Below are 20313 nucleotides of genomic sequence, written 5' to 3'. Positions count from 1 at the left end.
TCCAGTTTTTCATGCGAGCACGGCCGTGGCCTGCATCGTGAGCCAGCCGTCGGCGTCCTCGCCCCAGAGGCTGAAGGTCTTGCCGTCCGTGCTGCCTTCGGCCGGCTTGCCATGCACGCGGAACGGCGCGGTGTCGAAGGTCGGCCGCACGGCGCGGAACTCGAAGCGCGCGAGTTGCGCGCCCGGCACGTTGCGGCGCAGCAGGTCCACCAGCAACGTCGCGATCAGCGGGCCGTGCACGATCAGGCCCGGATAGCCCTCGACCTGCGTCACGTAGCGGCGGTCGTAGTGGATGCGGTGGCCGTTGAAGGTGAGCGCCGAATAGCGGAACAGCAGCACGTCGTCGGGCACGATCTCGCGGCTGAAGGCGGCGTCCTTCGGCGCCGGCGTGGGCGGTGGCGCCTTCTCGCCGGGCGCGGCCGCGGCGCGGTAGACGATGTCGTGTTCCTCGGTCAGCGCGAGGCCGCGTTCGTTGCGCACTTCATGGCGCACCAGCACGAACATCAGCTCGCCGGTGCGGCCGGCCTTGTGGGTGACCGAGGCGATGGTCGAGGTGCGCTCGGCCCTGTCGCCGACCTGCAGCGGGTTGCCCTGCTCCCACCTCAGCCGTCCGCCGGCCCACATGCGGCGCGGCAGCGGCACGGGCGGCAGGAAGCCGCCGCGCTTCGCATGGCCGTCCTCGCCGATCTCGGACTGCCGATGGTGCGGCAGGAAGTAGAGCCAGTGCCAGAGTTCGGGAAGGCGCGTGCTGGCGGCGGGCGGCGCGTCGTCGCGGTCGAGCGTGGCCGAGAGCGCGCGCACGGGAGCCGCGGTGATGTCGTCGGCCAGCGTCTCGCTGCGGCCTTGCCAGGCCTGCAGCCTTGCCAGCATGCCGGCATCGATCGCGCCGGAGGGTTTTTCCTGCTCGGTGTTGGTCATGGGTTCCTTCAGTCGACCGCTGCGCCGGAGGCCTTGACGATGCGCGCCCACTTGGCGAGGTCGTCCTGCAGCAGTTTCGAGAATTGATCGGGCGTGGTGGGCGCCGCGATCTCGACGCCCTGCTGTTCGAGCTTGTCGCGCAGCTCCTTCGCGGCCAGCGCCTTGCGCGTGGCGTCCTGCAGCTTGGCCAGCACCTCGGGAGGCACGCCCGCGGGCGCGAACAGGCCGATCCAGAGCGTGCCGTTGTAGCCCGGCACCGCCTCGGCAATGGCGGGCACGTCGGGCAGCACCGGCGAGCGCTTCTCGCCGCTCACGGCCAGCGCGCGCAGCTTGCCGGCCTTGATGTGCGAGAGCGCCGAGGGCAGGCTCGCGAACACGATCGGCAGCTGCCCGCCCAACACGTCGTTGAGCGCGGGCGCCACGCCCTTGTACGGCACGTGCTGCATCGAGATGCCGGCCATGCTGTTGAGCATTTCACCCAGCAGGTGGTTGAGCGTGCCGTTGCCGGCCGAGGCGTACTGGTAGTTGGCGCCCTTCTGCCGCGCGAGCTTCAGGAACTCGTTGAAGTCCCTGGCGGGAAACGAGGGATGCACCAGCAGCACGTTGGGCACCGCGCCGACCAGGCCGACGGGCTTGAAGTCCTTCACCGGATCGAAGCCCGGGTTCTTGTAGAGCGCCGGATTGATGGCCTGGCTGCTGCTGATGGTCATGAGCAGCGTGTAGCCGTCCTTCGGCCCCTTGGCGACCAGCTGCGTGCCGATGTTGCCGCCCGCGCCCGGCCGGTTGTCGACCACCACGCTGGCGTTCATCAGCTCGCCGAGCTTCTGGCCCACGAGGCGGCCCACGATGTCGTTGGTGCCGCCCGCGGCCTGCGGCACGACCAGCGTGACGGGGCGCGAGGGGTAGGGCTGCGCGGCAGCCGGAACCGCAGTGCAGAGCGCTGCCGCGGCAAGGGAAAGAAGCGCCAGTGCGCGGAATTTCATTGTCTTTGTCTCCATGGCCGCATGGTGTTCTGCCGTGGCAGTGCGCGCAATCTGCGATTTCGGAAGCCAGCCTTCTGAGATACCGAAGGCTTGGGCTTTCGGCTTTACGATGGCGCCATGCTTTTCGACTTGACGGATCTGCGCCTCTTCGTTGCCACGGCCGAGCTCGGCAACCTCACGCGCGCGGCCGAACGGCAGCATCTGTCGCTTGCGGCGGCCAGCGCGCGGATCAAGGCGCTCGAAAACCAGGCCGGGCTGCAGCTGCTGCAGCGCGAAGCCCGGGGCGTGCGCCTGCTGCCGCCGGGAGAAGCCTTCCTGCACCACGCGCGCCTCGTGCTGCACCAGACCGAGCAGCTGCGCGCCGACCTGCTCGAATACGGCGGCGGGCTGCGCGGCCATCTGCGCGTGTTCGCCAACACCACGGCGGTGACCGATTTTTTGCCTGAAATCCTGCCGGGCTTTCTTGCACGCAACCCGCGCATCAACGTCGACCTTCAGGAAAAACCGAATGCTCAGATCCCGCGCGGCGTGCTCGACGGCCGCGCCGACATCGGCATCGTGGCGGGCCGCGTCGACACGCTGGGCCTGGAGGCGATCCACTTCAGCACCGACCGGCTGGTGCTCGTCACCTCGCGCCAGCACCGCTTTGCGAAGCGCCGCAGGATTTCATCCGCGGAAACGCTCGACGAAGACGCGATCGGCATGCAGCAAGGCAGCACATTGCAGACCTTTCTGGCGCAGATCACCGACAACCTCGGCAAGCGGCAGAAGCTGCGCATCCAGCTCGGCAGCTTCGACGCCATGTGCCGGATGATCGGCAGCGGCGTGGGCATTGGCGTGGTGCCGGAGTCGGCGGCGCGGCGCAACCAGGAGAGCATGCAGCTCGCGCTGATCGATCTCAGCGACGCATGGTGCGTGCGGGAGCGCTACCTGCTGGTGCGTGACCGGGCCGCCCTGCCCATCTACGCGCAGGCGCTGGTCGAGACGCTGTGTCAGCACTACGCGGGGGAGCAGGCCGCCGTCGATTGAGCGCCCAAAAACAAGGACTTGCGGGCGACTTGTGAAGAAGTCGCCGCCATCCCCAGTTTCCGTGGACAACTTTGGGGATAACTGATGTTCTTCCTTGTAAAGGTGATCTAACTCATTGTTTTACAAGGGGAATAATCATTTTGCTCAAAATTTGAGCGGTGAACAACGTGGCCCGTCGGCGGAGCGCGCTCTGAATGCGCGCCCCTCAGTGGAACCTATCGTTCGATGGTCAGCGCCACGCCCATGCCGCCGCCGATGCACAGCGAGGCGATGCCCTTCTTCGCGTTCTGGCGCTGCATTTCGTGCAGCAGCGTCACCAGGATGCGGCAGCCCGACGCGCCGATCGGGTGGCCGATGGCAATGGCGCCGCCGTTTACGTTGACCTTGTTCACGTCCCAGCCCATTTCCTTGTTCACCGCGCAGGCCTGCGCCGCAAAGGCTTCGTTGATCTCGAGCAGGTCGAGGTCGGCCGCCTTCCAGCCGGCGCGCTGCAGCGCCTTGGTCGACGCGGGCACCGGGCCCATGCCCATGATGGCCGGGTCGAGGCCGGCGGTGGCGTAGCTCGCGATGCGGCCCAGCGGCTTGAGGCCGAGCGCGGCGGCCTTCTTGGCCGTCATCACCATCACGGCTGCTGCCCCGTCGTTCAGGCCCGAGGCATTGCCCGCGGTCACGCCGCCGGCCTTGTCGAAGGCGGGGCGCAGGCCGGCCAGGCCTTCGGCGCTGGTCTTGCGGTTGATGAACTCGTCCTTGTCGAAGACGATCGGGTCGCCCTTCTTCTGCGCAATGCTCACGGGCACGATCTCGTCCTTGAACTTGCCGGCGTCCTGCGCGGCCGCGGCCTTGGTCTGGCTGCCGAGTGCGAGCTCGTCCTGCGCGGAGCGGTCGATGCCGTACTTCTTGGCCACGTTCTCGGCCGTGATGCCCATGTGGTACTGGTTGTAGACGTCCCACAGGCCGTCCACGATCATGGTGTCGACCAGCTTCCAGTCGCCCATGCGCTGGCCGTTGCGCGAATTGGGCAGCACGTGCGGCGCGGCGCTCATGTTCTCCTGGCCGCCGGCAATCACGATCTCGCTGTCGCCCGTGGCCACGGCCTGCGCCGCGAGCATCACGGCCTTCAGGCCCGAGCCGCAGACGGCGTTGATGGTGAGCGCCGGCGTTTCCTTGGTGCCGCCGCTCTTGAGCCATGCCTGGCGCGCGGGGTTCTGGCCCGCACCGGCGGCCAGCACCTGGCCCATGATGGCTTCGCCGACCTGGTCGGCCGTGAGATTGGCGCGCGCAATCACTTCCTTGATCACGAGGGCGCCCAGCTCGGTGGCTGCAATGCCCGCGAGCGAGCCGCCGAACTTGCCGACCGCCGTGCGTGCAGCCGAAACGATGACGATGTCTTCCATGAGGTTCTCCGTTGAAGTGATTTGAAGTCAGGGTTGTGAAGGATCGGGGATCAGGCTCTTGCCTTGACGTAGCGTCCGGGCGCCGGCTCGATCGCCTTGTAGGCCTTGCCGTTGCCGTAGGCCTTGGGCGCCAAAACCTGCTTGCCCGCATGGCCCTTGAGCCATTGGGCCCAGTCGGTCCACCAGCTGCCGGGGTGCTCGGTGGCGCCGGCCAGCCATTCGGCATGGGTCTTGGGGAATTTGCCGTCTTCGCGTATCCAGTGGCTGCGCTTTTTCTTGGCGGGCGGGTTGATCACGCCTGCGATGTGGCCGGAGGCGCCCATGACGAAGCGCTTCTTGCCCGGCAGCAGCTGCGTGGACGCATAGGCGCCGCCGATCGGCACGATGTGGTCTTCGCGCGAGCCGTAGATGTAGGCCGGGATGTCGATCTTTCCGAGGTCGATTTTCTCGCCGCAGACCGTGAGCGCATTGGGCTTGGCGAGCTTGTTCTCGTGGTACGTGTTGCGCAGGTACCAGGCATAGAACGGGCCCGGCAGGTTGGTGGCGTCGCTGTTCCAGTAGAGCAGGTCGAAGGGCGGCGGGGTTTCGCCCTTCAGGTAGTTGCCGACCACGTAGTTCCAGACCAGGTCGTTGGGCCGCAGGAAGCTGAAGGTCGAGGCCAGGTCCATGCCCGGCAGCAGGCCGCCCTTGCCCAGCTGCATTTCGCGGTACGCCACCATCGCCTCGTCGACGAAGATGTCGAGGATGCCGGTGTCGCTGAAGTCGAGAAAGGTGGTGAGCAGCGTGACCGAGGCGGCCGGCTTTTCGCCGCGCGCCGCGAGCACGGCCAGCGCGGTGCTCAGGATGGTGCCGCCCACGCAGAAGCCCAGCGCGTTGATCTGCTTGCTGCCGCCGATCTCCTGCACGAGGTGGATCGCCTTGATGGCGGCGTTCTCGATGTAGTCGTCCCAGGTGGCGTTGGCCAGCGACTCGTCGGGGTTGCGCCAGCTCACCACGAACACGCGGTGGCCCTGCTCGTTGGCATAGCGGATCAGCGAGTTCTCGGGCTGCAGGTCGAGGATGTAGAACTTGTTGATGCACGGCGGCACCAGCAGGAACGGCCGTTCGTACACCTTGGCCGTGAGCGGCTTGTATTCGAGCAGCTGGAACAGCTCGTTCTCGAACACCACGGCGCCCTCGGTGGTGGCCACGTTGCGCCCCACTTCGAAGGCGCTTTCGTCGGTCATGCTGAGGTGGCCCTGCTTCATGTCGTGCAGCAGGTTCTGGATGCCCTTGGCGATGCTCTCGCCCTGCGTGTCGATGGCCTTTTTCTGTGCCTCGGCATTGAAGGCGAGCGAATTGCTGGGCGACGCCGCCGCCATCCACTGCTCGACCGCGAAGCGCATGCGCGCCTTGGTCTTTTCGTCGGCGTCGATGGCCTCGGCCATGCTGAGCAGGGTGCGGCCGTTGAGCAGGTAGACCGCCGCCGAAAAGGCCGCGAGCGGATTGCTGCCCCAGGCTTCGCCGGCAAAGCGCCTGTCGCCCTCGGGCCTGGCATCGAGGCCGCGGCGCCAGAGCTCGGTGGCTTCGGCCATGTACTGCTGCTGGATGGATTGCAGCTTTTCGGGCGCAATGGAGACTTTCGGCAATTCAGGCAGCTTCGCCCCCGGCGGCAATTGCCACAGTGGCGTGCCCCCGCCGTTGAAGGCCGAGGCCCCCTGTACGGCGGACTGCTGGAGCGATTCCAGCGCCTGGGTCCATCCCTCTGAAAGAGCCTGCTGGAAGGGCGCGAACGCATCGGCCCCCGTGGCTTGTTGCTTCATCATGTCTCCTGGTCCTCGCCTGAATCGGTACGGATGGCTTGCGTATTTTGAGTATCCTGCATTTCGCAAGGCGCCCACAACGCTCCCCGCTCACTTACCGACTGAAACTTCTTGTGTTTATCCACCTGATCGTGATTGGCTGGCTCTACGTTGCCCTGATGATGGCCGTGGCCGAAGCCACCAACACCACGGGCACCGTATTGGGTGCCATCTTCACATTTCTTTTGTACGGATTGGCGCCTGTCGCACTGGTGGTTTACCTGATGGGCACCCCCGGGCGGCGCCGCGCGATCAGGCAGCGCGAGGAAAAGGCGCAGGAAGAAGCGCGCCGCGCCGCAAGCGAGGCGGCCGCGGCGGCAGGTACGGACTCAGACCTTCCAGACCAGCGCGGCGAAACGCCCGCTGACCCCGTCCCGCCGGTGCGAAAAGAACCGTGACGGGTTGGCGACGGTGCACCACGCGTCGCTGCCGTCGTTGCCGTGCACCGACGCCACGCCGGCCGCGCAGAGGCGCTGGCGCGCGAGCGCGGGAAGATCGGCCAGCCATTTGCCGGGCGCCGGCGCGGGCCGGAAGCAGCGTGCGGCCTCGCTCGCATGCGCCTCGAACGTGGCCTTGACCTCGGGCCCGACCTCGAAGGCCCGGGGGCCGATGCAGGGGCCGAGCCAGGCCATGACCTTGCCGGCCGCCTGCGCGGGCTCGAAGCAGCGGACCGCCGCCTCGAGCACGCCGCCGGCCAGGCCGCGCCAGCCGGCATGCGCGGCTGCCACCCGCTGGCCCGATTCGTCGGTGAAGAGCACGGGCAGGCAGTCGGCCACCATGATCGTGCATGCCACGCCGACGGCCGTGGCGGTGCAGGCGTCGGCCGGCGTGCCATCGCCCACGATGCCGGCTTCGGCATCGAGCGCCACGAGTCCTGTGCCGTGCACCTGCTGCAGGAAGACCGGGCGCGCGCCGCCGATGGCCTGCGCCAGGCGATGGCGGTTTTCGGCAACGTGGGCGGCCAGGTCGCCCACGTGGTCGCCAAGGTTGAGGCTCTGGTAGCGGCCCTGCGAAACACCGCCGTGGCGCGTGGTGCACACGGCCCGCACGTTGGGCGGCGCCGGCCAGCGGGGCACGAGCCAGTGCGCGTCTTCCATGGCGGCGGGCTCGCTCAGGCTTCCGCGTCGGGGCACTGCGAAGGCTGGGCGCGCTGGAAGGCGTCGAGCTCCATGCAGGCCTCGAAGGCGGCCATGGTGCGCGGCAGCCCGCTGAAGTCGCAGTCGAAGCGGCGGCCGTTGAAGATCTGCGGCACCAGGCAGCAGTCGGCCAGCGTGGGCGTGTCGCCATAGCAGAAGCGGCCGCCTGGATGCTGGGCGAGCTGGCGCTCGAAGGCCAGCATGCCTTCGCGCACCCAGTGGCGGTACCAGGCGTTCTTGGCCTCGTCGTCGAGCTTGAGTTCCTTCACCAGGTACTTGAGCACGCGCAGGTTGTTGAGCGGATGGATCTCGCAGGCGATGGAGTCCGCGAGTGCGCGCACATGGGCGCGGCCCACCGGATCGTGCGGCAGCAGCGCCGGCTCGGGATAGGTCTCGTCCAGGTATTCGATGATGGCCATCGACTGCGAGAAGCGCTCGCCCTCGTCTTCGAGCAGCGGCACCAGCATGTCGGCCGAAATGGCCGAGAACGGTCCCGTGCGGTGCTCGCCGCGGGCGATGTGCACCGGGATGTAGTCGAACTCCAGGCCCTTCAGGTGGAGCGCGATGCGCACGCGGAACGAGGCGGACGATCGGAAGTAGTTGTGCAGCTTCATCATCCCGCAAGCATAGCGCCGCACCGGCAGCCCGCGCCTGCCTCTGGCACACTGCCGTTTTTTCTCCGTTCCGCTGAAAAGGACAGACGCAATGGCTTCCGAGTTTGTTTTCGCCCCGCCCGCGACCGTTTCGATCCCCGTGGTCGGCCAGGCCGCCCGTTTTCCGGTGCACCGCATCTACTGCGTGGGCCGCAACTACGAGGATCACGCCAAGGAAATGGGTTTTACCGGCCGCGAACCGCCTTTCTTCTTCATGAAGCCGGCCGACGCGCTGGTGGTGGTCGATGCGGGCCAGACCGGCGCCATGGCCTACCCCACGCTCACCAAGAACCTGCACCACGAGATCGAGCTCGTGGTGGCGATCGGCACCGGCGGCAAGAACATTGCGGCGGCCGATGCGCACAAGCACATCTACGGCTATGCGGTGGGCCTGGACATGACGCGGCGCGACCTGCAGAACGACATGAAGAAGCAGGGCCGCCCCTGGGACATCGGCAAGGGCTTCGAGCAGAGCGCGCCCATCGGCCCGATCGTGCCGGTGGCCGAGGCCGGCGACGCCGAGAACGCCGAGATCTCGCTGCAGGTCAACGGCACCGACCGCCAGCGCAGCACCGTGAGCAAGCTGATCTGGAACGTGGCCGAAACCATCGAGCACCTGTCGGCCGCATGGGAGCTGCAGCCCGGCGACCTGATCTACAGCGGCACGCCCGAAGGCGTGGCGGCGGTGGTGGCGGGCGACACGCTGGTGGGCGAAGTGGCCGGCCTGCCGAAGCTCACCATCAAGATCGCCTGATGCCGCGGTTTCCCGCTCCATGATCCTGCGCGTACCCATCAAGCACTGCAAGAACTGCGGCACCGCGGTGGTCTACCGCGTTCCCGACGACGGCGACACCAAGGAGCGAGCGGTCTGCCCGGCCTGCAGCACCATCCACTACGAGAACCCGCTGAACGTGGTGGGCACCATTCCCGTGCTCGGCGACAAGGTGCTGCTGTGCAAGCGCAACATCGAGCCGCGCTGGGGCAAGTGGACGCTGCCCGCGGGCTTCATGGAGCTGGGCGAAACCGCGGCCCAGGGCGCGGCCCGCGAGACCGACGAAGAGGCCGGCGCCCACTACGAGATGCAGGGCCTGTTCGCGGTGATCAGCGTGGTGCGGGTGGGCCAGGTGCACCTGTTCTACCGCGCCCGCCTGCTCGACGACCGCTTCGACCCCGGCCACGAAACCATCGAGGCCAGGCTTTTCACCGAGGAAGAGATTCCCTGGGAAGAGATCGCCTTTCGCACCGTGCGCGAGGCGCTGGAACACTTCTTCGAGGACCGGCGGCGCGGCAGCTTCGACCGCGTGCACGAACTCAGCATCGTTTGAAACAACACCCATGACCCAGGCCCCCCGCGCTCCCCTCCTCCTTCGCGGCGCCTTCGCATGCGGCATCGCGCTGCTGGGCCTTGCGCTGGCCTCGGCCTCGCATGCGGAAACGGTGGGCGACGTGGACACCGCGTTCAAGCTCATCGGCCCTGACCACAAGATCGTGGTCGAGGCCTACGACGACCCCAAGGTGAATGGCGTGACCTGCTACGTCTCGCGCGCCAAGACGGGCGGGCTGGCCGGCGCTTTCGGTGTTGCGGAAGACAAGTCCGAAGCCTCCATTGCCTGCCGCCAGGTCGGGCCGGTCAGCATCGCGCAGCCCCTGCCCAAGCGGGAAGAGGTCTACAGCGAGCGGCTGTCGATCCTGTTCAAGCGGCTGCGCGTGGTGCGCATGGTCGACGCCAGGCGCAACACGCTGGTCTATCTCACGTACTCCGACCTGCTGATCGAAGGTTCGCCGAAGAACAGCGTGACGGCGGTGCCGATCGACCGCGGCACGCCGATCCCGCTCAAGTAGATCCGGGTCCGGCCGAGTTTGCTAGCATGGGCAGGGCCTGTTCACACTACTAACGGAGTCGCGAAGGCATGCCAAAGCGGACAAATCAAGGCGCACGCCGCCGCGTGTGCGTCGGCACACGCAAGAAGTGCAACGCGGAGTTGGCCGCTTTGGCATGCCTTCCCTTCGGGTTGTTCGGCAAAGGGGCCGTCTGCGGCGTTGCCTGCGCTTGCAAGGCGTGAGCCTTGCTGCGCACAGGCGCCTTGCAGCCCGCCCCTTTGCCGAACAACGCGATCTCCGTTAGTAGTGTGAACAGGCCCTAGGTGGCTCGCCCGGCGCGCCGACCGCGGGAACCCTCAGCAACGAATTCGTTCCAAAAGAGCCATGCACCTCCAGACTTTTGCCTTTCGTACCGGCGCCGCGCTTCTGCTGGCCGCCGGCCTGGCCGCCTGCACCACGCCGCAGCCGCCGGCGCGGCCCGGCGTGACCATTCCGCCGCCCGTGCAGCAGCCCCAGGCCATGTTCATCCGGCCCGCCGCCGGCACCACCATTGCCCGCTTCGACGGCGTGCGCAACAAGGGGCTCGACATTGCCGGCAACCTGGGCGACCCCATCGTGGCCTCGGCGGACGGCCGCGTGGTGTACGTGGGCGGCGAGCTGCGCAGCTACGGCAACATGGTCATCATCAAGCACAACGAGACTTTTCTTACCGCCTACGCCCATGCGCAGACCATCCTCGTGAAGGAAAACGCGGTGGTCCGGCAAGGCCAGAAGATCGCCGAAATGGGCAAGAGCGAAGCCGACCGCGTGAAGCTGCATTTCGAGATCCGCAAGAACGGCACCGCCGTCGACCCCGAGCCCTATTTGAGCGGTCGCCTGCAGCAATAGCACCTGCACGGGCCGCCGACGCGCGGCCTACAGCAGGCTCTCGGGCACCAGCGGCGCGAATAGCTCCAGCTTCCAGCGCGACCAGAAATCCGTTTCCGGCTCCACATGCAGGATGGTGTCGGCGCCGTCGCCCGTCGCCGGGCTCACCCATTCGATGCCGCCGCGCGGCCCCAGCTGCAGCTGGTAGGCACCGTCCAGCCGGATGAAGCCGATCAGGCTGGTGAGCTGCTGGGCAATCTGCGGGCTGAAGATGAACAGGCCGATCTCGGTGTTGTGCAGCATCGAGCGCGGATCGAAATTCATCGAGCCGATGAACACCATGCTGCGGTCGACCACGGCCGACTTTCCATGCAGCCGTCCGCTCGCGGAGCCGTAGATGCCGAAGCGCCTGGTCTGCTCGACGCGCTTGGGACTCAGCTCGTAGAGCTCCACGCCCAGGCCCAGCATCTCGGGCCGGTAGCGGCGGTAGCCGATGTGCACCAGCGATTCGTCGGTGGCGGCCAGCGAATTGGTGACGATGGTGTAGCTCACGCCGCGCTGCCGCACGAGGCGGATCGTCTCCATGCCGCCGCGGCCCGGAATCAGGTAGGGCGTGGTCTGCAGGATCTCCTGTTGCGCGCCGCGCAGGTAGCGCCGCACGTTGTAGAGCACGCTGTCGGTCGATTCGTCGGCCGGCAGTCCGCGGGCTTCCGGGGGTCCCAGTGCCTTGGCGGGCGCGTCGGCATAGGCTTCGGCGCGCGCCCAGACGAGCGACAGTGCGCCCTCGCCCAGGTCCTTGCCGAGCGCGTTGTTGCCCAGCAGGTCGGTGGAGGTCAGCGGATCGGGATGCAGCGTGTCCGGTCCGGCGGTCATCTGCTCGAAGCGCTCGCGCAGCTGCTGCGGCGTGGCCCCGCCATTGGAGACCAGCGACTCGATCGGATAGACGTACGGGCTGTTCCAGTACATGTCGAACAGCGACGACAGCCGCGGCACGACCGTGCCGGCCACCAGCGTATCGATGTCGATGAAGTTGGAGCCGCCATCGCGCAGGAAGTATTCGTTGGCGATGTTGCGCCCGCCCATGACCGCCATCGAGTTGTCCACCACGAAGAGCTTGTTGTGCATGCGGCGGTGCACGCGGTCGAAGTCGAGCAGCGATGCCGCCCAGCGCGTGCCCAGCAGGCCGCGGCCGGCCGGAAACGGATTGAAGAAGCGCACCTCCACGTTCGGATGCGCCGCGAAGCCCGCGAACAGCGGATCGGCGCCCGCGGTGTAGAGGTCGTCCACCAGCAGGCGCACGCGCACGCCGCGCTCGGCCGCGTCGCGCAGCGTGCGCAGCAGGTAGCGGCCGGTTTCGTCGTTCTGCACCAGGTAGTACTGCACGTCGATCGAGCGCTGGGCGCGGCGCGCGAGCTCGACGCGCGCATGCAGCGAATACTGCGGCATCGGCAGCAGCCGGAAACCGCTCAGTCCCTGCCCCGGCGGCGAAGCCGCCGCCACCAGGCGGCCCAGCATGGTGTCGGCCCCGTCCGCGATGGCCACCGAAGGCTTGCGCTCCACCCCGGCCGGCAGCCCCGCGCAACCGCCCAGCAACAGCAGGGCCAGGCCGAGCAGCAGCAGCCAGGACGCACGCCAGAGGCCAGGGCCGGCCGGCGGCACGGAATGTCGTGGATTGAAGGAGAAGTCTTCGGCCATCGGTGCGATGCAATGCGCAACATGCGCGGGGGTGGCCGGTTTCTACCATGGCCCCGGGCGGAAAACTTCTCCATCATCTGCAAAGGCAGGCTGGCGACGAAAGCCTCGATGGCGGACTCAAGCTGGAAGCACGTGTCGCGGGCTGCGTGCAGTCAGGCCGCTGCGGTGAGTTCTTCCATCAGCTCTTCCTTGCGCGCGGCGAGCTGCTCGCGCATGGCCACCAGGTCGAGTCCCCGGGCGGCGCGTGCCTTGACGAAGATCTCGTTGCGCTCTTCCTTCACATGGTGGTCGATGTATTCGCCCAGCACGATGACCTTGGCATCGAACTTGTCGTCCACCTCGGTGGCGGCCTCGATCTGCGCGATCAGTTCCTTGGCGCTGGCGTGCTCGACCTCGGCTTCGTCGAGAAGATCGGTTTCGCTGATCGCCTCGCGCACGGCCGGGTAGAAGATTTCTTCCTCGATCTGCGCATGAACGGTCAGCTCGGTACAGATCTGGCTGGCGAGTTCGCGCTTCTTCTGCTGCACGTCGGCAGCGCGCGAATGGGTCAGTTCCTCGTACTCCTTGAACATCTTCTTGACGTTGCGGTGGTCGGTATCGAGAAGGCTGCATGCATCGGGTGCTGCGCGCTTGGTGGAGTTGGGCATCGTGGGCTCCGGTTGGGTTGATGGAAGCCGAACGATGAAAGGGCCGCCGGCGCGGCGGCGTAGGAAAGCTCCCTGAGTGCGCGTAGCAAGGCGCACTACTCGTGCGCGGTACGGCGCTGGGCCAGCAGGCATCCGGCCGCCAGGCCCACGGCGAAGAGTCCGTAGACCAGCCCCAGCGAGCCTTTGGACAGGTGGTGTTCGAAGCCCGGCCTGAGCCGGTGCGGAGTGATCGTGTAGTCCACCGCGCAGGCCAGCGCAGTGGCGGCGCCGGCGCTCGCGAGCGCCGCGGGGGCCGACTGCGCGGGATGCCGGCTGGCATGCAGCCAGCCATAGATCAGCGCCCAGAAGATGGCGCTCGCATGGTGCGTGGCGTAGCCCAGCGCGGTGTGCTTCAGCGTGGGGCCGCGCACATCGAAGGCCTGGTCGCCCCAGAGCCAGTGGCTGGTGGCGTTGGTCGGCGCCACCATGCTGCCGGCCTCGCGCCGGCCGCACAGCATCAGCGCGGCGGTGGAGGCAATGCTTGCAAGCGTTCCCGCGACGAGGCCGGTCCGCAGCGTCGAGCGTTGTCTTTCGCTCAGGGTCAGGGCGAGGGTCTGCATGGGAAACCTGTCTTTCTATGCGGGACTCGCGGAAACGGGCCGCGTCATGGTGCCGGTCGCCCTAGCACCCAGCGTCATTTCCGTCATCCAGGAGACCAGGAGTTGTCCATAGGCCTGGCGGTGCGCCTGCTTCGACAGTGCATGGTCGGCACCGGAGAGGACCCGGTAGGTCGCGGAGCGCACGCGCTTGAAGGCACCCAGGTAGTTTTCGATGACCGGGTGCGGCACGATCTGGTCGTGCTCCGATTCCACGATCAGCACGTCGCCCGTGAATGCCTCGCAGGCCGCGAGCGCCCGGTTGTCACGCGGGCCCACCAGGGTGCGGCGGTAGGCCACGAGGTCGGGCCTGCTCAGCTGGCCCTTGGGCGCGAGCCACTCGCGGTCGCGGTAGAGCGCCGGCGCCCGCAGCGCGAGCCAGCGCACCGGCCGCATGGTGCTCACCAGCGCCGCAAGATAGCCGCCGTAGCTGCTGCCGACGATGGCAATGGCCTGCGGGTCGACGGTCGGATGGCTGATGAGCGTGTCGTAGGCCGCGAGCACGTCGCGCAGGTTGTCCTCGCGCGTGACCTCCTGGCGCAATGAGGCATGGCGCGCATGGCCGCGCAGGTCGAAGGTGAGGCAGACGCAGCCGAGCGCGGCAATCTCGTGCGCGCGCGCGATGTACTGCTCCTGGCTGCCATCCCAGCCATGGACCAGGAGAACGCCGGGCACCATCGTGGAGGCGGCAACCAGCGTTCCGGCGATGTGCTGGCCGTCTACGGATATGTCTATGAAGTTATGTCGTGTCGCTGTCATATGGCTGGAACAATGCGTATTTGGCGAGCGGCCCGATCTGCGAATCGACGCCGCGATAGTGCACCGTTGCGCCCGCCGGGATCGCCGGCGCCTCACCATACGCCTCGAAGCAGGAGATGCGCACGCGCTCGAGCGCCGGGTCGCGCCAGAAGCATTCGAGCGCGACCATTTCGGCCCCGGTGGCGCCGCCCACGCGCCACGACTGCTCGAGCACGCCCGAGCGCCAGGCGCCGTCCGCGCCCAGCCCCTGCGCCACGTCGTAGTTCACGCGGGAGGCAAAGAAACCGGGGTAGCAGTCGATCACCGCATGGTGGTAGCGCCGCGCCTGGTCGATGGCCAGGCAAAGCGCGGGCGGCGGGCTGGTCATGGCCAGCAGCGCATCGAAGTTGCCGCGCACGAGCGTCAGGTCGGAGCCGCCGTAGACGTTCTGGCCGGTGTTGTCGCGCGTCATCCGCTGGCGGCCGAAGTAGCTCACGATCATCTGGTCGACCAGCACCTGCCCGACGCTGCAGGTCTCCGGCGTGGCGAGGTTTTCTTCGAGCACCACGCCGTGCAGCGCAATCTCGCCCTCGTCCATGGCCGCGAGGCAGCGGTCCAGGGCATCGGCATCGGCGGCCACGGCCTGGCCACGCCCGCCGGTGGCGCACACCGGCTTGATGCGCACCGCGCCGCTTTCCAGCAGGTGGCGCCCGGCCCATCGCGCGTCTTCGAGCGAGAACGCCGAAAAGCCGCCGAGCACCGCCTGCGACACGGCAGGGGCGAAGGCCGGCTCCCATCCTTCGGGGCAGACCGCCGCCCTGCCCACCAGCGGGTGCGTGATCGCCTTGGTGGCGACGAAGGGGTGCGGAACCACGCCGCCGAACAGGTCGTGCAGCGTCGAGATGCCGAGCGAGCGCGCCAGCTGCGTGCTGGCGATGGTGTCGCTCGGCACGAAGTAAAGCGGCGTGTTCTCGTGCGCGCGCGAGGCGTCGTATTCGCCCGCGTAGCGGAACTGCTTCAGCGCCGCGAGCCGCTGCGCGAAATTGCTGCGCGTGGCCCGTTCGTGATCGCTGCCGTAGGCCTGCGGATCCGCGCTCCAGACCACGACGCTGCCGCCGGTGCTCTTGAGGACCGTGTCCACGAGGGCGACTCCCGAGCTGAAAAGTGTGTCCATGGCATGGGCCCGGGCTTAGCGGTGCGCCTCCAGGCGGATGCCGGAGGAAGCGCCGGTGACAAGGGCAAGGGGCCGGGTGAAAGCGGATCTGTTCATCGGGAGCACTCCTTGTGAACGGTTGGCTGGGTGCATGGGGGCTATCCGTGCATCTCGATGAGGCCGGCTCCTACAGAAGGCCCTCCTGCACGGGCCTAGCTTGTGGCTTCTTTGCAGCAGGCCCCAAGCGGGCGTCGTCCTCGCAACAATGGTCGGACAGGTTTCGGGCCGGCGGGGCGGGATAACGCGCGTCGTCGTGAAAGAGGCCTCCTACGCGGCCTGCGCCAAACCGCCTTGTTCCGCCGGCGCATACTCCGTTTCGTCACAACCGAGGACGAACATGCCCGCTGCTTCCAATCCGGAGTCCCGCGCGCTCGCCAAGCTGGCCTGGGAGGCCGCCTGGGAACGGCTGGGCAATGCGCTGCAGCCGCCGGCCGGCTATCCGCCGGCCACGCCGGAGCAATTGGCCGAGTGCTTCGAGGTCGCGCAAGCACGGCTCGACGAGGTGCGCGCGGCCTACGGCGTGCCGCAAGGCCGTTGAGCAGCGGCCCCGGCCGGCCCTGACCAGCGCGCGTGGCAGCGACTTTCGCCGCCACGCGGGCCTTTCCTACGGCCGCGGCGCCGGCCATTGGGAATGGTGGGACGCCATGGCGCCTCCCCGCTCCCGCTCGCAGCCCCCCGCCCTCGCACCGACTCCCGCCGCGGGCCACACGGCCCTCCTGATCATCGACATGATCAGCTGCTGGGATTTTCCCGACGCCGAAAAGCTGTTGCCCGGGGCCCATGCCATTGCGGGGCGCATCGCGGCGCTGAAGGCGCGTTGCACGCGCGCCGCGGTGCCCGCCATCTACGTCAACGACAACCGCGGACGCTGGCGCTCGGACTTTCCCAGGCTGGTGGAACTGTCGCTGGCGTCCGGGGGCGCCGGTGCGGAGATCACCTCGGCGCTGCTGCCCCAGGAAACGGACTACTTCGTGCTCAAGCCCAAGCAGTCCGCCTTCTTCGCGACGCCGCTCGAACTGCTGCTCGCGTACCTGAAGGCCAGGCGGCTGATCGTGACCGGCGTGGCGAGCGACCAGTGCATCTGGGCCACCGTGGCCGACGCGGGCATGCGCGACCTGGAGGCCATCGTTCCGCGGGATTGCGTCGCCTCGCAGACGAGCGCACGCAATGAGCGCTTCCTGCGCCAGGCGCAGGAGGCGCTGCGCGTCTCCACCACGCCCGGGCCGCGCATTCGCCTGCCCGTGAAGCGCTGATGCGGCCCGAGGAGGACCGTTGATGTTTGCGCACATCCAGGGTGCGCTTCACCGAACTCGCGCGCCACCCACACGCGAATGACGCCGATGCCGCGGGTCATCGGTTCGGATATTGCATCCCGGGGGATCAGCCGCTGCGCCGCTCGGCGTTGCGCTTGCGCGTGGCCGCAGCCTTCTTCGCCGATGCCGATCGTTCGGCGGCCGTGCGGGACGCTGCCGCGGCGCCGCCCTTGTGGCCGCCGCTGCGCGAGGGCGCGTGGTTCTCCGCCTTGCCGCGGCCGCTGCCGCTCTTCTTGCCGCCGCCGGTCTCGGCATTGACGGTGGCCCAGGCGCGCCTCTCGGCTTCGCCCTTGCCCACGCCGCGATGCTCGTAGCCTTCCTCGATGTGCTCGGCCTTGCGTTTCTGCTTGTCCGTATAGGACGACTTCTCACCTCTTGGCATTGCTTTCTCCTGGTGGGTGAAGGAGCGTTTCATGCTGCGCGGTTCGTCCTCGCTGCGGGTCGGAGGACACAGGCCTTGTGCGTGGGAGCAGTCTGGCGAGGGCCATTGTGGGATTGCGCCGACGGTGCCTGAGGCCGATTGCACGACATCCGCAGGCGCGGCGCGCGCGGAACATCGCGCTGCAGGTGGCCGCCCTCGCCGCCGAAGGGCACATATGAACCTGTCCGACTTGTTCTCCCCCGACCAGCCGCTGCTGGAGATGGTGATCCGCGGCAGCGCCGTCTACTGGTTCCTGCTGATCGTCTTCCGTTTCGTCCTGCGGCGCGACATCGGATCGATGAGCATGGCCGACCTGCTGTTCATCGTGCTCGTGGCCGATGCCTCGAGCAGCGCGATGCAGGGCGAATACAAGTCCATCACCAATGGCGTGGCGCTGCTGGGCACGCTGATCGCCTGGAACTACCTGCTCGACGTGCTCGCCTACCGCTACGAACTCGTCGCGCGGCTGCTGGAGCCGCCGCCCGAGCCATTGGTACGGCACGGCAAGCTGGTCGCGCGCACGCTCAGGAAAGAACGCATCACCGTCGACGAACTGATGGGAAAGCTGCGCGAGGAAGGTGTTGACGATCTCGGCGTGGTCCGTGTCGCCCGGCTCGAGAGCGACGGCAAGGTCAGCGTCATCCGCAACGAATGAAACAACAGCCGCCGGCAACCCCCGGCAATGGATTGGAGCCTCGATGAAGAAGACAGTCAGCGATTTCGTGGTCCAGCGCCTGCACGACTGGGGCGTGCGGCGCGTCTACGGCTACCCCGGCGACGGCATCAACGGCCTCATGGGCGCGCTCGACCGGGCGGACGGCGCCATCGAATTCATACAAAGCCGGCACGAGGAACTGGCTGCCTTCATGGCCTGCGCGCATGCCAAGTTCTCGGGCGAGGTGGGCGTCTGCCTGGCCACCTCGGGACCGGGCGCGATCCACCTGCTGAACGGCCTCTACGACGCGAAGCTGGACCGCCAGCCGGTGGTCGCCATCGTCGGCCAGCAGCAGCGCAGCGCGCTCGGCGGCGACTACCAGCAGGAGGTGGACCTGGTGTCGCTGTTCAAGGACGTGGCGCACGAGTTCGTGCAGATGGCCACCAGCGCGGAGCAGGTTCGCCACCTGATCGATCGCGCGATGCGCATCGCGCGCGACCGCCGCGCCGTCACCTGCGTGATCGTGCCCAACGACGTGCAGGAGCTGCCGGCGGTGCCGGTGCCGCCGCGCAGGCACGGCACCGTGCACAGCGGCATCGGCAGCACGGCCAGCGCCACGGTGCCGAACGCCGCGGCGCTGGGGCAGGCGGCGGACATCATCAACGCGGGCGGCAAGGTGGCCATCCTGGCGGGCGCGGGCGCCCTGCATGCCACGGACGAACTGATCCATGCAGCCGAGCGGCTCGGGGCCGGCATTGCCAAGGCCCTGCTCGGCAAGGCGGCGGTACCCGACGACCTGCCCTTCGTGACCGGCGCCATCGGCGTGCTCGGCACGCGGCCCAGCTCGCGCATGATGGAGGACTGCGACACCTTGCTGATGGTGGGCTCGTCGTTTCCGTACGCCGAATTCCTGCCGCCCGAGGGCCAGGCCCGCTGCGTGCAGATCGACACCGACCCGCGCGCCATCGGGCTGCGCTACCCCGCGGAACTGGGCCTGGTCGGCGACAGCCGTGCCACGCTCGCGGCGCTGCTCCCGCTGCTCGATCACAAGGAACACGGCGCCTGGCGCCAGGGCATCGAGGCCGACGTGGCGCGCTGGTGGCGGGTGCTCGAGGCGCGCGCCCATGTGGAGGCCTCGCCGGTCAATCCGCAGCGCGTGTTCTGGGAGCTGTCGCCGCGCCTGCCCGAAGAAACGGTGCTCACCTGCGACAGCGGCACGGCCGCCAACTGGTACGCACGCGACGTCAAGCTGCGCCGCGGCATGAAGGCCAGCCTGTCCGGCGGCCTCGCCACCATGGGCCCGGCCCTTCCCTATGCGATTGCGGCCAAGCTGGTGCATCCCGACCGGCCCGTGGTCGCGATGCTGGGCGACGGCGCCATGCAGATGAACGGCCTCAATGCGCTCATCACCCTGGCGCGCATGTGGCGCGGCTGGGCCGACCCGCGCCTCGTGGTCATGGTGCTGAACAACCGCGACCTCAACCTCGTGAGCTGGGAGCAGCGCGTGCTCGGCGGGGATCCGAAGTTCAACGCCTCGCAGGAGCTGCCCGACTTTCCCTATGCGCGCTTCGCCGGGATGCTCGGGCTTGCGGCCCTGCGCGTCGACACGCCCGAAGCCATCGGCCCGGCATGGGACGCTGCCTTTGCGGCCGACCGCCCGATGCTGCTGGAGATGGTCACCGATTCCGCCGTGCCGCCGCTGCCGCCCGATGTCTCGCTCGCCCAGGCCAAGGCCTACCTGCTGGCCCTGTGGCAGGGGGATCCCGAAGCCATGCGGACCATCAAGGCCACCATGCGGGAATACTGGGCCAGCGCGACAGCGTGACGAGCCTTCTCTCCTGCTACTGCCCGGTCTTGATGCCCGCCCTGGCCTTCGATTCTTCCTCGCTCGCGCGCGACAGGCATGCGGCCTTGTCGCCGTCCTGCCGCTCGTTGCACTTCTCCCTGGCAATCTCGTAGTTCACCGCCACCCGCGTTTCGGCGAGCCTGCGGGCATTGGCGTCGCTGGGGCTGCGCTGGTGGTCGAGTTCGGCAAGTGCAATCCTCTGGCGGCCCTGCGCTTCCTTGATGCAGACCGCCCTGGCGGGCTCGACCTGTTTCTCGCACTGTTCCAGCGCGGCCTTCAGGTTGGCGCCGATCCGCTCCCGCGCAGCGCCGTATTCGACGATGGCCGGATCGATCTCGGCCGGATGTGGCGGCGAAGTCTGCGCACCCGCCGGAATGATCATCGCCGCCCACAGCAGCGCGGCGGCGAACAACGCGTGAAGCCTTTGCATGGCGATCTCCTGTCAGTCGCTCTTGCCGCAGTGTGGGCGCCGCATCGTCCGCGCCGGTAGGACGTGCGCCCAAGCCCG

Annotated in this window: 23 protein-coding genes; 10 read left to right on the top strand and 13 right to left on the bottom strand. The window is 68.0% G+C overall.

The genetic code is table 11. The features are described from left to right. Nucleotides 1-9 precede the first annotated feature (9 nt). Both ACAM54_RS10500 and ACAM54_RS10495 read right to left on the bottom strand, forming a co-directional pair. Entirely contained in the window at nucleotides 10-918 is a 909-nt protein-coding gene (locus ACAM54_RS10500) for a MaoC family dehydratase N-terminal domain-containing protein (protein ID WP_369650641.1), read from the bottom strand. Nucleotides 919-926: 8 nt separating this feature from the next. Continuing rightward, nucleotides 927-1901 carry a tripartite tricarboxylate transporter substrate binding protein gene (locus ACAM54_RS10495; RefSeq protein WP_209502948.1) on the bottom strand — a complete coding sequence of 325 codons (975 nt, stop codon included), beginning with the start codon at nucleotides 1899-1901 and terminating at the stop codon, nucleotides 927-929. Nucleotides 1902-2018: 117 nt separating this feature from the next. On the opposite strand from ACAM54_RS10495, the gene ACAM54_RS10490 reads away from it, so the two are divergent. Continuing rightward, nucleotides 2019-2930: a LysR family transcriptional regulator gene (locus tag ACAM54_RS10490; RefSeq protein ID WP_369650640.1), complete on the top strand. Its 912-nt coding sequence runs from the start codon at nucleotides 2019-2021 to the stop codon at nucleotides 2928-2930. A gap of 215 nt (nucleotides 2931-3145) precedes the next feature. On the opposite strand, the gene ACAM54_RS10485 is transcribed toward ACAM54_RS10490, so the two are convergent. Next, nucleotides 3146-4324, bottom strand: a complete 1179-nt coding sequence (locus ACAM54_RS10485; protein ID WP_124959488.1) for an acetyl-CoA C-acetyltransferase — start codon at nucleotides 4322-4324, stop codon at nucleotides 3146-3148. 50 nt (nucleotides 4325-4374) lie between these two features. Then, on the bottom strand, nucleotides 4375-6126 hold the full coding sequence (gene phaC, locus ACAM54_RS10480) for a class I poly(R)-hydroxyalkanoic acid synthase (protein ID WP_307697501.1): 1752 nt from the start codon (nucleotides 6124-6126) through the stop codon (nucleotides 4375-4377). A 113-nt stretch (nucleotides 6127-6239) separates the two neighbouring features. Between phaC and ACAM54_RS10475 the strand changes: the two genes are divergently transcribed. Then, complete coding sequence (locus ACAM54_RS10475; RefSeq protein WP_369650639.1) at nucleotides 6240-6563, top strand: hypothetical protein; 324 nt, start codon at nucleotides 6240-6242, stop codon at nucleotides 6561-6563. On the opposite strand, the gene pgeF is transcribed toward ACAM54_RS10475, so the two are convergent. Continuing rightward, complete coding sequence (pgeF, locus tag ACAM54_RS10470) at nucleotides 6495-7262, bottom strand: peptidoglycan editing factor PgeF (protein ID WP_369650638.1); 768 nt, start codon at nucleotides 7260-7262, stop codon at nucleotides 6495-6497. The two genes, ACAM54_RS10475 and pgeF, sit on opposite strands and share 69 nt — an antisense overlap. Nucleotides 7263-7276: 14 nt before the next feature. Further along, nucleotides 7277-7915 (bottom strand): maleylacetoacetate isomerase, encoded by a 639-nt coding sequence (maiA, locus tag ACAM54_RS10465; RefSeq protein WP_145743845.1) that lies wholly within the window; start codon nucleotides 7913-7915, stop codon nucleotides 7277-7279. A gap of 91 nt (nucleotides 7916-8006) precedes the next feature. Here maiA and ACAM54_RS10460 point away from each other — a divergent pair, with 91 nt between their 5' ends. The 4 genes from ACAM54_RS10460 to ACAM54_RS10445 all read left to right on the top strand — a co-directional run bounded on the left by ACAM54_RS10460 (nucleotide 8007) and on the right by ACAM54_RS10445 (nucleotide 10663). Beyond that, nucleotides 8007-8708, top strand: a complete 702-nt coding sequence (locus ACAM54_RS10460) for a fumarylacetoacetate hydrolase family protein (RefSeq protein ID WP_369650637.1) — start codon at nucleotides 8007-8009, stop codon at nucleotides 8706-8708. A gap of 19 nt (nucleotides 8709-8727) precedes the next feature. Continuing rightward, on the top strand, nucleotides 8728-9279 hold the full coding sequence (locus ACAM54_RS10455; RefSeq protein WP_055804497.1) for an NUDIX hydrolase: 552 nt from the start codon (nucleotides 8728-8730) through the stop codon (nucleotides 9277-9279). A gap of 10 nt (nucleotides 9280-9289) precedes the next feature. Next, nucleotides 9290-9796 (top strand): CreA family protein, encoded by a 507-nt coding sequence (locus ACAM54_RS10450; protein ID WP_369650636.1) that lies wholly within the window; start codon nucleotides 9290-9292, stop codon nucleotides 9794-9796. A 363-nt stretch (nucleotides 9797-10159) separates the two neighbouring features. Next, a complete protein-coding gene (locus tag ACAM54_RS10445) occupies nucleotides 10160-10663 on the top strand; it encodes a murein hydrolase activator EnvC (RefSeq protein ID WP_192322680.1) in 504 nt (167 codons plus the stop codon). A 27-nt stretch (nucleotides 10664-10690) separates the two neighbouring features. On the opposite strand, the gene ACAM54_RS10440 is transcribed toward ACAM54_RS10445, so the two are convergent. The 5 genes from ACAM54_RS10440 to ACAM54_RS10420 form a co-directional block, all read right to left on the bottom strand. Further along, complete coding sequence (locus ACAM54_RS10440) at nucleotides 10691-12337, bottom strand: phospholipase D family protein (protein ID WP_369650635.1); 1647 nt, start codon at nucleotides 12335-12337, stop codon at nucleotides 10691-10693. Nucleotides 12338-12489: 152 nt separating this feature from the next. Then, nucleotides 12490-12984, bottom strand: coding sequence for a hemerythrin domain-containing protein (locus ACAM54_RS10435; protein WP_369650634.1), 495 nt, complete (start codon nucleotides 12982-12984; stop codon nucleotides 12490-12492). 95 nt (nucleotides 12985-13079) lie between these two features. Then, nucleotides 13080-13583 (bottom strand): hypothetical protein, encoded by a 504-nt coding sequence (locus ACAM54_RS10430; protein WP_369650633.1) that lies wholly within the window; start codon nucleotides 13581-13583, stop codon nucleotides 13080-13082. A gap of 15 nt (nucleotides 13584-13598) precedes the next feature. Then, a complete protein-coding gene (locus ACAM54_RS10425; protein ID WP_145743219.1) occupies nucleotides 13599-14378 on the bottom strand; it encodes a S9 family peptidase in 780 nt (259 codons plus the stop codon). Continuing rightward, nucleotides 14359-15498, bottom strand: a complete 1140-nt coding sequence (locus tag ACAM54_RS10420; RefSeq protein WP_369651894.1) for a DUF3182 family protein — start codon at nucleotides 15496-15498, stop codon at nucleotides 14359-14361. The genes ACAM54_RS10425 and ACAM54_RS10420 overlap by 20 nt, the downstream gene beginning before the upstream one ends. A 409-nt stretch (nucleotides 15499-15907) precedes the next feature. On the opposite strand from ACAM54_RS10420, the gene ACAM54_RS10415 reads away from it, so the two are divergent. Together ACAM54_RS10415 and ACAM54_RS10410 are read left to right on the top strand one after the other, a co-directional pair. Then, a complete protein-coding gene (locus ACAM54_RS10415) occupies nucleotides 15908-16108 on the top strand; it encodes a hypothetical protein (RefSeq protein ID WP_369650631.1) in 201 nt (66 codons plus the stop codon). A gap of 106 nt (nucleotides 16109-16214) precedes the next feature. After that, nucleotides 16215-16823: an isochorismatase family cysteine hydrolase gene (locus ACAM54_RS10410; RefSeq protein ID WP_369650630.1), complete on the top strand. Its 609-nt coding sequence runs from the start codon at nucleotides 16215-16217 to the stop codon at nucleotides 16821-16823. 127 nt (nucleotides 16824-16950) lie between these two features. Here the strand turns inward: ACAM54_RS10410 and ACAM54_RS10405 are convergent, their stop codons facing one another. After that, nucleotides 16951-17265: a plasmid stabilization protein gene (locus ACAM54_RS10405; RefSeq protein WP_369650629.1), complete on the bottom strand. Its 315-nt coding sequence runs from the start codon at nucleotides 17263-17265 to the stop codon at nucleotides 16951-16953. A 214-nt stretch (nucleotides 17266-17479) separates the two neighbouring features. On the opposite strand from ACAM54_RS10405, the gene ACAM54_RS10400 reads away from it, so the two are divergent. Further along, nucleotides 17480-17959: a YetF domain-containing protein gene (locus ACAM54_RS10400; RefSeq protein ID WP_209535204.1), complete on the top strand. Its 480-nt coding sequence runs from the start codon at nucleotides 17480-17482 to the stop codon at nucleotides 17957-17959. 43 nt (nucleotides 17960-18002) lie between these two features. Further along, complete coding sequence (locus ACAM54_RS10395; RefSeq protein ID WP_369650628.1) at nucleotides 18003-19784, top strand: thiamine pyrophosphate-requiring protein; 1782 nt, start codon at nucleotides 18003-18005, stop codon at nucleotides 19782-19784. Nucleotides 19785-19800: 16 nt separating this feature from the next. On the opposite strand, the gene ACAM54_RS10390 is transcribed toward ACAM54_RS10395, so the two are convergent. Beyond that, the gene (locus ACAM54_RS10390) at nucleotides 19801-20235 is read right to left on the bottom strand and encodes a hypothetical protein (RefSeq protein ID WP_145743204.1); all 435 of its coding nucleotides are present in this window, start codon (nucleotides 20233-20235) and stop codon (nucleotides 19801-19803) included. Between the last annotated feature and the right edge of the window lie 78 nt (nucleotides 20236-20313).

The organism is Variovorax sp. V93, from assembly GCF_041154485.1.
In the GTDB taxonomy this organism is placed as follows: domain Bacteria; phylum Pseudomonadota; class Gammaproteobacteria; order Burkholderiales; family Burkholderiaceae_C; genus Variovorax; species Variovorax beijingensis_A.
This window is presented reverse-complemented; position numbering and strand designations above follow the sequence as displayed.